Annotated in this window: 11 protein-coding genes; 2 read left to right on the top strand and 9 right to left on the bottom strand. The window is 61.2% G+C overall.

The genetic code is table 11. From position 1 onward, the window contains the following. Nucleotides 1-12 precede the first annotated feature (12 nt). The 9 genes from ACEN93_RS05360 to tssB all read right to left on the bottom strand — a co-directional run bounded on the left by ACEN93_RS05360 (nucleotide 13) and on the right by tssB (nucleotide 10,130). Nucleotides 13-603, bottom strand: coding sequence for a hypothetical protein (locus ACEN93_RS05360; protein WP_074688791.1), 591 nt, complete (start codon nucleotides 601-603; stop codon nucleotides 13-15). 83 nt (nucleotides 604-686) lie between these two features. Continuing rightward, a complete protein-coding gene (locus ACEN93_RS05355) occupies nucleotides 687-1,658 on the bottom strand; it encodes a hypothetical protein (RefSeq protein WP_074688789.1) in 972 nt (323 codons plus the stop codon). Nucleotides 1,659-1,731: 73 nt separating this feature from the next. Then, entirely contained in the window at nucleotides 1,732-4,272 is a 2,541-nt protein-coding gene (gene tssH / locus ACEN93_RS05350; RefSeq protein WP_103385964.1) for a type VI secretion system ATPase TssH, read from the bottom strand. A 1-nt stretch (nucleotide 4,273) separates the two neighbouring features. After that, nucleotides 4,274-5,299: a type VI secretion system baseplate subunit TssG gene (tssG, locus tag ACEN93_RS05345; RefSeq protein WP_495611151.1), complete on the bottom strand. Its 1,026-nt coding sequence runs from the start codon at nucleotides 5,297-5,299 to the stop codon at nucleotides 4,274-4,276. Next, nucleotides 5,263-7,056, bottom strand: coding sequence for a type VI secretion system baseplate subunit TssF (gene tssF, locus ACEN93_RS05340; protein ID WP_074688783.1), 1,794 nt, complete (start codon nucleotides 7,054-7,056; stop codon nucleotides 5,263-5,265). Before tssF ends, tssG begins: the two co-directional genes overlap by 37 nt. Beyond that, nucleotides 7,040-7,483, bottom strand: coding sequence for a type VI secretion system baseplate subunit TssE (gene tssE / locus ACEN93_RS05335; protein ID WP_074688781.1), 444 nt, complete (start codon nucleotides 7,481-7,483; stop codon nucleotides 7,040-7,042). The genes tssF and tssE overlap by 17 nt, the downstream gene beginning before the upstream one ends. 15 nt (nucleotides 7,484-7,498) lie before the next feature. Further along, complete coding sequence (locus tag ACEN93_RS05330) at nucleotides 7,499-7,996, bottom strand: Hcp family type VI secretion system effector (protein WP_025111453.1); 498 nt, start codon at nucleotides 7,994-7,996, stop codon at nucleotides 7,499-7,501. A gap of 77 nt (nucleotides 7,997-8,073) precedes the next feature. Further along, a complete protein-coding gene (gene tssC / locus ACEN93_RS05325) occupies nucleotides 8,074-9,558 on the bottom strand; it encodes a type VI secretion system contractile sheath large subunit (protein ID WP_007958864.1) in 1,485 nt (494 codons plus the stop codon). 29 nt (nucleotides 9,559-9,587) lie between these two features. Next, entirely contained in the window at nucleotides 9,588-10,130 is a 543-nt protein-coding gene (gene tssB / locus ACEN93_RS05320; protein ID WP_007958861.1) for a type VI secretion system contractile sheath small subunit, read from the bottom strand. A gap of 228 nt (nucleotides 10,131-10,358) precedes the next feature. On the opposite strand from tssB, the gene ACEN93_RS05315 reads away from it, so the two are divergent. Then, entirely contained in the window at nucleotides 10,359-10,805 is a 447-nt protein-coding gene (locus ACEN93_RS05315) for a hypothetical protein (RefSeq protein WP_039767163.1), read from the top strand. A 46-nt stretch (nucleotides 10,806-10,851) separates the two neighbouring features. Further along, nucleotides 10,852-12,183 (top strand): type VI secretion system baseplate subunit TssK, encoded by a 1,332-nt coding sequence (gene tssK / locus ACEN93_RS05310; RefSeq protein ID WP_039767161.1) that lies wholly within the window; start codon nucleotides 10,852-10,854, stop codon nucleotides 12,181-12,183. Nucleotides 12,184-12,186: the final 3 nt, after the last annotated feature.

The following is a 12,186-nucleotide window of genomic DNA, read 5'->3' as shown; positions in this document are numbered from 1 at the left end:
AGCTCTTTACGACTAATCGAGTGAGTTCAGAACCGTTCGATACACATCGCTGCCGCGCATCAAAACCACCGAAGTAATCAGGCTTCCGGTATAGGCAAGCACTTCGTTACTGCCGCCCCGAAACAACGGGATGACATAGGAAGGCAGCGTATGGCGTTCGGCGACGTATTCTTCGATGTCTTGCAGGGTGGGGCCGTAAATCTTTCCCTGAATCTCGAACCGGTAGTAACCGCCGTGACCGAAATTCTCGGAAATACCGGAGTAAGTCCCGCACGGCACAAAATGACTGTAGTAATTGGGCGTACCGAAAGCCGTTTCCACACCCACCCGAGCAACAATCTCTTGATTGATCTGCTGGGCGTTCAATTGATTTAACGGGACAGGAACATTTCCGAGGATGATTTCCTTGCCGCTGCGCAATGTAGAACAAGGTTTTTGCGCGATCCGGGTGCGTATTTCGTTTTCCAGGTTGGGTTTGATGATCTTTACCTTCTGCAGATAGCTGCCTACGGCAATCGGGGCATTGATCGGCGGCAGGCTGGCTTCAATAACAGCCTGCTCCCATAGTTCAGTGGTGCCTCGATATAGAACAGTCCGGTACATACGCACTCCTTCGCACTCGTTGAACATGAGATAGCAGTCACTGCACTGCTGGAGGGGAAAAACCGTTAATTTCCCGCCGACCGTTACACCTCGACGGCCACGGGCACGGTGACAACGGGCGCCGGCCAGGTGACTGCATCCACTCTGTTGCCGCTAAACAGCAGATTGAAACGAGGATTAGCGGTGTCGACTTTGCACAGTCCAGGCGCCACGAGGGCTGGTATGAACTCTGAAGGGCAGGTGGAATCGGTCGCGGTAGTCGATGGACGGGCATCTTCCGGGGTATGAAGTGAGGCGCCGTTCACGAGAATCCTCTTGTAGTTATCAATCCATTTCTGGCAATTCTCACAGGCGGCTTTTTTGCCACCGAGGAAGATTTTGCTCTTTGAAAAATGACCCTCGACCATGCCCTTCGTAAAAAACTTGAGCAGCGCCAATTCAGCGTGAACGTTCTCTTCATTGTTTTCGATCACGTTGACGGTTTGTGTACCGATGCTGGCTAACGAAGTCACAAGGTGAAGGCTGCCGGTGGTGGTGTTCAGTTTCTTGGGATCAATGCTTTTGCCCGCCAGTTTTTTATACAGCCAGGCATGCGGAGCCTCGATGTCTTTTGGCAGCTTTGTTTCAATATCGACAATTTTTTTGATCTTGGTCGTTTGTTCTGCGGTCAGGGGGGCGGGGTTGAATGATGCATTGACGGCGTGGACGGCACTGTAGCCGTCTCGATCCTGGGCCGAGTAAAAGTACGCCATACCCAGCGAGTGCAAGGTCACACTCGGTGCACTGAAAATCTTGTGCGCTTTATACAAGAGTTGCATCAGGCTGCTGAGATTGGTGACGCCGCAACGATTGAGCATATTGAGGACACCCGTGTGCTCACGTGGGTTTGCTGCAATAAAAAGACGCTCCTCACCCTGAAAGAACGCGCACTGCACTTCCTGGATATCAAAAGCCCTGGATTGCTCATAAGCATGGGTGACCCAGTTTTGCCCGCTGGCGAGCGAGCCCAGAATGATTGAAATCTTGGCCAGATCGTATTGGTTGCTAAGCTCCATGCGCGTGTCGCCTTCTCTCTGACATCAGTAAAAACCTGTGCCTGCAATGCTGTGACTGGCTAATAGCGTTTCCCTACTCCAACACCCACTCCGCCAATTTCCCTGTCACCTGCGTCATCAACACATTCTCGACATCCCGCGCGCCTGCCGCGCTGCATTTGGCGAGCACGGCTTTGACGATTCCCGAATCAAACTCGAACTGCTTGCCGGTAGCCGCCTTGTAACGGCCCCGCAGTTTTTCCAGCTTCGCCAGCACAATCCCTTCCAGCGTCTGCTCATCCAGTGGTCGATACGCGACCACCGTCATGCGCGCCAGAAACGCCGGGCGGAAGGCTTGCAGGAGGACTTTGTGCAGTGCTTCGTTGAACGCTTCCGAGCCGAGTTGTGCAGTCGGTGTATCGAGCAATAACTCAGCGCCGACATTGCTGGTGGCGAGCATCACGGTGTTCTTGAAGTCGACCACCAACCCGGTCCCGTCTTCCATCAAGCCCTTGTCGAACACGTTGTAAAACGCTTCCAGCACATCCGGGTGCGCCTTCTCGATTTCATCCAGCAACACCACCGAATACGGTTTGCGCCGCACGGCTTCGGTGAGCACGCCGCCACTTCCATAACCAACGTAACCGGGCGGGGCGCCCTTGAGCTGGCTGACGGTGTGGGCTTCCTGGTACTCGGAAAGATTGATGCTGATCAGATTGCGTTCGCCGCCATACAACGCGTCGGCCAGCGCATACGCGGTTTCGGTTTTGCCAACGCCCGTGGGGCCGACCAGCAGGAACACACCGACCGGTTTCTGCGGGTCGGTGAGCCCCGCACGATAGGCCTGCAATCGTTGGGCGATGGTATTGAGCGCAGTGCTCTGGCCCATCACTCGCTGGCCCATGCGTGTGCCGAGAGTGCGCACGGCATGGGCTTCGTCGGCGAGCATTTTGCCGACGGGGATGCCGGTCCAGCCGGCGATCACGGCGGCGACGGTTTTGCCGTCGACCTGCTCGGGCACCAGCGGATCGTCCTGACGGATCGCATCGAGTCCGGCTTCCAGGCGCAGCAGTTCGGCGGCAAGGTGGTCGATGCGACTGTCGATGGCTTCGTCGGGCTTGTCGCTGTCGGCGCTTTCGCTCAATGCCAGCAACTCGCGGCGAGTGTCGAGCAGTTCGCGCACGGCGACGCGCTCTTCGCCCCAACGGGTTTCCAGTTCGCGGATGGCCTGGACGTTGGTCTTCGATTCACTTTCCAGCAGGGTAATGCGCTCGCGGTGATCGAGCCCCGTGGCCTGTTCCCGGCGCAGACGTTCGACTTCTTCTTTGAGGCTTTGCTGACGATGGCGCAGGCTCTCCAGCGGTGGCGGCACGTCGTGCTGGCCGAGGGCGACCCGGGCGCACGCGGTATCGAGGACGCTGATGGCCTTGTCGGGCAACTGCCGACCGGAGATGTAGCGATGGGAGAGTTTCACCGCTTCGTGGATTGCCGCATCCAGCACCTGCACGCCGTGGTGCTGTTCGAGTTTGGCGGCGACGCCACGGAGCATTTCCACGGCGGTGATTTCGTCCGGTTCTTCCACCTGCACCAGTTGAAAACGGCGGGCGAGGGCCGGGTCTTTCTCGAAATATTTTTTGTATTCCATCCAGGTCGTGGCGGCCAGCGTGCGCAATTCACCTCGGGCCAGCGCGGGTTTGAGCAAGTTGGCCGCGTCGCTGCCGCCTTCGACACCGCCAGCGCCGATCAACGTGTGGGCCTCGTCGATGAACAGGATGATCGGCTTGTCGGCGCTGCGAACCGCGTCGATCACACCTTTGAGCCGCTGTTCGAATTCGCCTTTGACCCCCGCCCCGGCCTGCAACAGACCGAGATCGAGCACCCGCAAACTGACGTCCTGCAACGACGGTGGCACATCCCCGGCGGCGATGCGCAGCGCCAGACCTTCGACCACGGCGGTTTTACCTACGCCCGGTGCCCCGACCAGAATCGGGTTGTTCTGCCGGCGCCTCAGCAGAATGTCGATGCACTGGCGAATTTCACCATCGCGACCGACGATCGGGTCGATGCGCCCGGCATGGGCGTCGGCAGTCAGGTCCTGGGTGTATTGATCGAGCACCGAGTCTTGCCGTGGCGTTGAACTCCCCGAAGATACAGAGCGCGGGCCAACGTGCTCGCGGGAGTTTTCTGTCCACTCCAGCAGATTCGCGCGCAGGGCTTCTTTCGGAATTCGCAGCAATGACGACGCGCTGTTGAGCAGCAAGCTGCGGCGCTCGTCACGGTCGATCAACGCCAATAAAAGCAGCCCGGAACGAATGCTGTCGATCCCCAACACACTGGCCTGTACCACGGCGTCTTCCAGCAATCCCAGGGTGTGCGAAGACAGCGCTGGTGTGCGGGTGCTGCCAGCCTTGAACAAGTCCAGCGCCTTGTTGATTTCCGCCGTCAGCGCATCCCGTTCCAAGCCAAAACGCGGCAGCAGAAACGCAAAATCGCCGCCCTCGATATCCAGCAACTCCAGCAACAGATGCTCGATCTCGACAAAGTGATGCCCGCGCTGCAAGCACCGTTGCGCGGCACGTTCGAGGGCGCGGCGGTTGTCCGGGTTGAGGCGTCCGATCAGGCTGGCCAGTTCCATTTCAGGTGATCTCCAGCTGACGCAGGCAGGTTTCGATCCGTTGCACGGCGAGGCTGGTCTGACGTTGCAGGCCACCGTTCCAGCTCAACAGGGCCGGGGTTTGTCGGCCGAGTTGCAGTGGCCCCGCACCGCGCACCAGCAGCACCAGTTTCACGTCCAGATCCGGGCCGAAATACAGCGCAGCGAGGCTGGCCAGCGCCGGATGCGCTTCACCATCCGGCAAGAATCGCGCAGCCTGCGCTGAAGACAACGGCCCCAGCGTCAAACGAACTCCGGCATGTTCATCCCAGACCCGAGTACCGGCGACAGCGCTGCGGCCGAGTTGCAGATTGCGTCCGCCGGCCTTCATGACGCTGCGGCTGGCGCGTGGAATCTCACGCCACGCCCCCTCATAAGCACTCAGTTCCACCGCCACGGCAAATTGCTCGCGGACAATTGCCGCAAACCCCGCCAGCGACCGGCGGCCATCGGCGTACAACGCCGTGCAGGCCAGAACGGCGCAATCGGGAATCGCCTGGCGCTCTTGCAGGGCTTTGGGCAACAACCCGGTCAGCGCCCGCAGTTGCGCCTGCACCGGCGAGGCGCCGGGCGTGATGAAACCGAGGGCGATCCGGTGTTTGCGCATCACCTTGTACAGCAGGCTCAGCAGCCGATGCTGGAACAGGTCGAGGAACTCGGCGGGCGCATGATCCTTGGCTCGTGCCCGTTGTTGCAGCCATTCCTGATAGGCGTAAGGCAGCGGGCCGTCGGGGCCGCCGAGGCCGAACATCGGCGAGTTCAGGGTCAGCGGTTCACCGGGGTTTTCCTCCAGGCTTTCGATCTGGCTGGCGGCGAACAACGGCGTCAGCGGCCCGCGCAATTTCAGCGCTTCGGCCTGTGGCGATGTACCCGTACCAAGGGAGTCGGCCTGGGGTTGTTCGCGCTCCAGCAACAGCAACGCCTGCAACCATTCGAACGCCTGCGGATCACGGCGCAGGCGCTGGCTCAGGGTCAGAGCGACAGGGGCATGCCGGCTTGGGGTTGCCATGTCTTGACCTCCTTGTCTGCCTGCATGAGCACCGTGCGCACAAAGCGATTGGCCGTTGCGTACACCGAAAAGAACTGCGCGAGCACCGCCGAGAACAACACCGCGCTGCTGCCGACGAAATGCTGTGGATCAAGCTGCAATTGCACTTCAAGCCCGTTGCGCCAGCCGCGCCAGGCATCGGCGCCGACATGTCCGATCACTCGTTCACAACCGAGGCTCAGCAGACCTTCAATCTGGCGCAGGGCGCTGGCCTCATCGCGCAGGTTGTGCAGGGTCAGGATTTCCTTCAGCGCATCCAGCGCCTGCGGCCCTTCGACCAGCGACAGATGATTGAGGGTCAGTTGCGACACCAGCCGCCAGCGCGAATCACCGTCCAGCCGCGGCAGACTTTGCGGACTCGGCGGATTGCGCAGACGTGCCCACGCCACCGGGCCCGGCCGTTCGAAACCCAGCGGCGTACCGGCGGGCAGGCTCTGGGCCAGATGCCGATTGGTGCAGAGCAATTCGGCGGTCAGGCTGTAATCGGGCAGGTCGGTCTGCGGTTCGAAACGGGTGTCGACGATGCTGACCAGAAGATCGCTGCCGAGCCGGTTCGGCGTCTGTCCGTTGACCCGTCGCGCATGCCAGTAACGTTGCCGGTCACCGCTGCTGTGCTGGCTGCCGTAGTACGCCGGCAGCCGTTGCACACCGCTGGCGGAACTGGCGCGGATGCTACGAATGCTGTGGATTTCGACGCTGTTTTCCCGGTGGCTGTCGGCGATCAGTCGGTATTCGCTGCGGGTGCCGTCCGGGCGCAGCGGCTCCGAAGTGCGCGGAAACAGGTTGATCACCGGTGCGCAACCCAGCGCGATATCGCTGGCCTGCAAGTGCAAGCGGCCGGCCGGGGCCCGATCAAAAACGATGTACAGATACAGCGTCTGGCTGTCACTCGACACGCCGGACAGTGGCAGATCAAAGAAGTGGAATTTGTCCGGGAACGCGAAGTACTCGGCCAGCAGGCGCATACCTGGATGCACGCCGTCTTCGTCCGGCAGCAGCACCTCGTCGTCGGCGAAACCGACGATCTTCGGCAGGCCTTTCACGCTGGCAGGAGTGCTCCCGGGCAAGCCGGCCAACACTTGCACCGCGTGGGCGCCGAGCAAGTCATAAAGGCTGGCGTTGACCACCGGTGACGCGGCCAGGTGAATGCGCAAGTGGTCGATGCCAAGCTCCGACCACTGGCTGTCGCCGAGACAACGCAGGCTCAGGCGCAGCGCCGAGCGGGACTGCGCAACGCCAGTCAGCGCCTGCGCTTCATCGCTGCCGAGCAACAAGGCTTCGCTGATTTCGACCGGCCACAACCGCACAGCGGCGCTGGTGCGAAAGTGAATGCTTTCGCCCTTGCTGGTGGTGACGAACAGCGGCGTGTCCCGGGGCAGGGGATAGCCGCCGTCGAGGTTGCCCTTGCTCGGATCCGGCTCGAACTGGACGATGGCGCAGGACGGCAGCGGGCGCATGGCCAAGGGATAAAGCTGTTCGAGCAATGCGTCGCTGAACTCGGCGTAGTCGTCATCCAGCCGCCGTTGCAGACGTGCGGCGAGCAGGGCGAAACCTTCCAGCAATCGTTCGACATGCGGGTCCGGGCATTCGCCGGGAGACAATTCCAGACGTCGCGCGACTTTCGGATAACGCTCGGCAAACTGTCCGCCGGCGTGTCGCAGCCAGGTCAGTTCGCGCTGGTAGTAGTCAAGTAGTTGCGGGTCAATCGAGTCGCTCATGGCGCACCTCCAGCCCTTCATTGCCGGGCTCGATGACAAAGGCCACCGGCCAGTGCTGCGAGCCGCTGCGCAACTCGCCGAGCAGGCGAATGCTCAGGCGCTGCGGATGCTCGGGCAGGGGATTGACCTGAACCTCGCCGAGCAGCAGACGCGGTTCGAAATGGGTGACGGCTTCGCGAATGTCCCGCGCCAGCCGACGACGGTCATCGCTGCGCTGTTGTTGCAGGGCGCTCCAGTCGGCGATGCCGTAATCGATGACGCTGGGCGGGGAGGTCAGGGTGCGCGGGCCACGGCGAGTGTTGAACAGGCGCGCCAGTTCGGTGTGCACCGAATCGAGCAGGTCCTGGCGATCGAACACCTGCACGACGTCCGTCTCGCTGGACGCGATGCGTTCGAACAGCGGCGGGAGAATGCCCGTGCCTGCCATGGCCGTTGCGTCCGGTTACTTGCTGGCCTTGTTCGCCGCCAGGTCCCAGACCGTGCCGGCGGTGCCTTCCTTGGTGCCGTCGTCCTTTTGCGCGGTGAGTTCCCATTTGATTTTGGTGAAGTTCAGGGAAAGCGTCTCCACCGGTTTGCCACCGGTGCCGCCGCTGACGCTGACGTTTGAGATCACCACGTTGGTCAAGGTGTAGATGATGAACGGCATGATCTGCCCGCTGCCTTCGGCGGCGTTGCGACCGATGGTGATCTTGGCTTCCGGGATCGGCTTGCCGGCGCAGCAATACTCGTTGAGCGAGGGGGTCGAACTGTCAATGAATTTGGTCAGGGTAAATTCACCGATGTGCGGCCGGCCGGAGGTGCGCTCCGAGTTGCTGACGTCGTTGGTCACCTGCATCGCCACGTTGTGGCTGTAGGACATGACTTCGATCTTGTCCTTGTAACCCTCGAGCAGGCTGTCGCCTTTGATGTCGCCGCCGAGGTCGAGAATGATTGCATCCATCGCTTGAAACTCCTGAAAGGTGTCGTGCCAGGCAAACGGGGGAGCGCCCGCAGTAAAAACCTGCGGGCGCAGACAGGTCAGGCTGCTACCGGAGGCGGCAGGGTCGCGACCAGACGGATCGATGCGGTCAGCTCTTCAAGCTGAAAGTGCGGCCGCAGGAACACCGTTGCGCGATAGGCACCGGGCTTGCCGGCCACTTCGGTGACGTCCACCCGCGCTTCACGCAACGGGTATTGCGCCTTGATTTCCTGCGGTGCGTTGTCGTTGATCAGTACGTAGTCGGCGATCCAGTTGTTGAGATAGGTCTGGACGTTGTCGCGGGTCATGAAACTGCCGACCTTGTCGCGCATGATCACCTTCAGGTAATGGGCGAAACGCGAGGCCGCGAGCACGTATGGCAACATCGCCGAAATGCGTGCGTTGGCGTTGGCCTCGTTGGTGTTGTAGACCTTGGATTTGTTGGTGGTCTGGCCGCCGAAGAACACCGCGACGTCGCTGTTTTTCTTGTGGCACAGGGCGATGAAACCGAGGTCGTTGAGTTCCTTCTCGCGGCGGTCGGTGATCGCCACTTCGGTCGGGCATTTGAGCGACAGATCACCGGAGCTGGTGCGGAAGGTATGCGCCGGCAGGCCTTCGACTGCGCCACCACCTTCAGCGCCACGGATCGCCGCGCACCAGCCGTATTTGGCAAAGGCCTCGGTGATGCGTTGCGACAGCGCCCACGCGGCGTTGCCCCACAGGTATTTGCTGTGGTCGGTGCCGTTGGTGTCTTCGACGTAGTTGATGCCTTCCACCGGCGAGGTGTCCGGGCCGTAAGGCAGGCGCAGCAGGAAGTGTGGCAGCACGAGAGAGACGTAGCGTGAGTCTTCGCTTTCGCGGAACGAGCGCCACTTGATCAGCTCCTGGCTCTCGAACACTTTCGACAGGTCACGCGGAACGGCCAGTTCGGTGAAGCTGTTCATGTCGAACAGGCGCGGGCTGGCGGCGGCAATGAACGGCGCGTGGGCAGCGGCGGCGACGTTCGACAGTTTCTCCAGCAGGCCGATGTCCTGCGGGTGACGGCCGAAGGTGTAGTCACCCACCAGCAGACTGAACGGGTGGCCACCGAAGGTGCCGTACTCCTCTTCATAGATCTTTTTGAACAGCGCGCTCTGGTCGAACTCGACGGCTTTTTCCAGGTCGTTCTGCAGCTCTTTCTGGGTCACGTTGAGCAGGCGCAGTTTCAGCCGGGTGCTGGTTTCGGTGTTCTGCACCAGCATGTGCAGGCCACGCCAGGACGCTTCGAGCTTTTGCAGGTCCGGGTGGTGCAGCACTTCGTTGAGTTGGGCGCTGATCAGCTCGTCGATCTGGCTGATGCGGTCGTTGATCATCGCCACAGTGTCCTTGTCGATGGCCATGCCTTCGTCGAGTACCTGGGTGGCGAATTCCGCGAGCATGTCGCGGGCGTAATCCTGCTGACTGTCGTCATGGGCCATGCGGCCCTCGGCGATGATTCGGTCGAGCAGGGATAAAGTCTCGGCAGCAGCATTTTCGCTGGCTTGATTTTGGGCGGCGGCGGGCATGGCGAATTCTTCCTCGGTCAGGTGGACGATCAGGCTTGCGGTTCGGCCGGAGCTTCGGCATCAGCGGCCGGGACAGCGGTGTCCGGGCGGGCCGACTTGATTTCCTGCAAGCCTTCGGTGTTGGCGATGACGTCGCGCAGCAGCTTGTCCAGATCGTCATTGCCGTCGAGTTTGGTCAGTAGATCGCGCAAGCGCTGGCGGGCTTCGAACAGGCGCCGCAGCGGCGTGACTTGCTCCACCACCTTGACCGGGTCGAAGTCGTCGATGTGCTTGAAGTTGAGTTCGATGTTCAGCTTGCTGTCGTCGCCGCTGAGGGTGTTGTTGACTTGCAGCGTGGCGCGGGGGGCGATGGAGGCGAGGACGTCGTTGAAGTTGTCGCGGTCGATTTCGGTGAAACGGCGTTCGGTCAGTTTCGCCAAGGGTTCGAGCGGCTTGCCCGAGAGGTCGGCCAGGATGCCGACCACCAGCGGCAATTCCTTTTTCTCGATGGCATTACCGATTTCGACGTCATAGGTGATTTGCACGCGGGGCGGGCGAACCCGGTCGAGCTTGTGCTGGGTACTTTCTGCCATGTCGGCGGACTCCGATGCGATGAGCGGGCGCAATGCATCGGGGAGGCCCGTTCATCGCTTTCCCTTGCTGGACCACAGGTTAGAAAGGGTGGCAGATGACCTGTCGTTCCTTTGACAAACCTTCCTCATTCGGCTGTAGGAACCGAACTACCCAAGACGCTAGAACAGGTCTATAAAAATGCAAGCGAAAAACTTTTTTGGACTGACTGGCGAAAAGGAAAATTCATTTTGTCTGCACGACTTTTTCTAACAATCGGGTTTGCGCTGCTCGCCGGTTGTTCGTTTTTCGGGCCGAAAGTCGATCTCGACAGCCTGACCCTCGACGTCGCCCCCAAGGCCAATGACGACACCCCGATCGCCGTGGATTTCATCGCGGTCAACGATCCGGATCTGCTCAAGCAATTGTCGGGCATCAGTGCCCGCCAGTGGTTTGCCGAGCGCGAGCAGTACCAGCGCGACTATCGTCAGCTGATGAGCGTGTGGGGACTGGAGCTGGTGCCGGGGCAATTCATCGACCGCCAGCCGTTCCCTTTGGGGGGCAAGCGGGCGGCTGGACTTTTGGTCTTCGCCAGCTATAACACTCCCGGAGCGCACCGCCTGCGGCTGGACGATCAGAGCGACGCATGGCTCAAGTTCGACAGTCGCGAGATGAGCCTGGTCAGCAAGGAAAACTGAAACACACCGTCCGCCGCCGGTTCGCGGTGCAGTCGAAGGGAGTCGTATGAGTCTGCTACCTGACGCGGTCTGCTGGCATGAAGGCATGCAATTGCTGCCCCAGCATTTTCAGTTACAGGGCCTGCGGGCCGAGGCCCTTGGAGCGCATCTGGCTCAGTCGTGCAATCCGTGGTTCTTCGGCGTCAGCCACATGGAGTTCGACCCGTCGGCGATGAGCGCCGGGGTGGTGCGGGTGCTGTCGTTACAGGGGACGATGCCGGACGGTCTGCCGGTCAATCTGCAAGTCGGCGTCGACCCGACGCTGGAGCTGGACGTCGCTGCCGCGATCGACGCCACGGAGGATGCGACGGTGACGGTTTATCTGGCGATCAGTCCGCTGTGGCGCGCCGGTCAGTTGTTGCCGCTCAAGGGACGTTTGCAATCGGTGGTCGGCGAGGCATTGCCGGATCTCACCAGCGGTGAATTTCCTGAATCGATCACGGTGTGGCGCCCCAATCCACGGCTGTGCACGCAACTGAACAAGGCCGATTCGATCTGCCTGCCGCTGCTGAAAATCCGCAAGGAGGGCGGCGGTTTCCTGCCATTGCCGTATACGCCGCCGACACCGGTCCTGTTGCCGGAATCCCCATTGGGTCGGCGGGTGGCCGGGCTCTGCGCGCGGGCGCGGGAGAAGTGCCTGTTTCTCGGCGGGCGATTGCGCCAGGCGCAACAGGCCGGCAATCAGGATGACGCGCTGGAAATCCGTCGGCAGATGACGGCGTTGTGGGCGCGGTTGCCGGAAGTGGAAGGGGCGCTGATTAGCCGTGTCGCTCATCCGCAAAGCATTTATGTGCAACTGCTGGGACTCGCCGGTGCGTGGTCGGCGCTGGACCCGCTGGCGGGCGTGCCGGCTTTTGCGCCACTGGATTTTCTCGAATTGCAGCGCGGTTACGAACCGCTGCTCGACTGGCTGGAAAACACCCTGGAGCTGATCCGCGCCGGTTACCGCAGCATCGCATTCGAGCGCGGCGAGCAGAGTTTTTCCATTCAGTTGCCGGACGAGCAACCGAGCCAGCGTCTGGTCATCGGCCTGCGCATGCCCAACGGCGCCAGCGAGCAGGCGGCCGACGAATGGCTGCGCGGCGCGATCATCGCCTCGGCTCCGCACATTACCTTGCTCAGCCGTCAACGCATGAGCGGTCTGACGCATCAGGCCATGAGCCGCAGCGAGCAGGTGGCCTACAGCGTCGGCGACGACACCCGGTTGTTCGTGGTGACCGCCGAAGGTAGCTGGTTCGATGCGCAACTGCCGCTGATGATCGCCGCGCCGGCCACCCGGCTGACCAGCAGTCCGTGGCAAGTAGTGTTGTTTGTCGCCCAGAACAGTGAACGTGCCTGATCA

The organism is Pseudomonas sp. Pseusp21 (assembly GCF_059492145.1).
The sequence above is the reverse complement of the archived record's forward strand: the minus strand, read 5'-3'. Positions and strand labels throughout refer to the sequence as shown.

Coding starts and splice junctions, on each gene's coding strand:
- ACEN93_RS05360 (WP_074688791.1), bottom strand. CDS start 603: ATGTACCGGACTGTTCTATATCGAGGCACCACTGAACTATGGGAGCAG.
- ACEN93_RS05355 (WP_074688789.1), bottom strand. CDS start 1,658: ATGGAGCTTAGCAACCAATACGATCTGGCCAAGATTTCAATCATTCTG.
- tssH (WP_103385964.1), bottom strand. CDS start 4,272: ATGGAACTGGCCAGCCTGATCGGACGCCTCAACCCGGACAACCGCCGC.
- tssG (WP_495611151.1), bottom strand. CDS start 5,299: ATGGCAACCCCAAGCCGGCATGCCCCTGTCGCTCTGACCCTGAGCCAG.
- tssF (WP_074688783.1), bottom strand. CDS start 7,056: ATGAGCGACTCGATTGACCCGCAACTACTTGACTACTACCAGCGCGAA.
- tssE (WP_074688781.1), bottom strand. CDS start 7,483: ATGGCAGGCACGGGCATTCTCCCGCCGCTGTTCGAACGCATCGCGTCC.
- ACEN93_RS05330 (WP_025111453.1), bottom strand. CDS start 7,996: ATGGATGCAATCATTCTCGACCTCGGCGGCGACATCAAAGGCGACAGC.
- tssC (WP_007958864.1), bottom strand. CDS start 9,558: ATGCCCGCCGCCGCCCAAAATCAAGCCAGCGAAAATGCTGCTGCCGAG.
- tssB (WP_007958861.1), bottom strand. CDS start 10,130: ATGGCAGAAAGTACCCAGCACAAGCTCGACCGGGTTCGCCCGCCCCGC.
- tssK (WP_039767161.1), top strand. CDS start 10,852: ATGAGTCTGCTACCTGACGCGGTCTGCTGGCATGAAGGCATGCAATTG.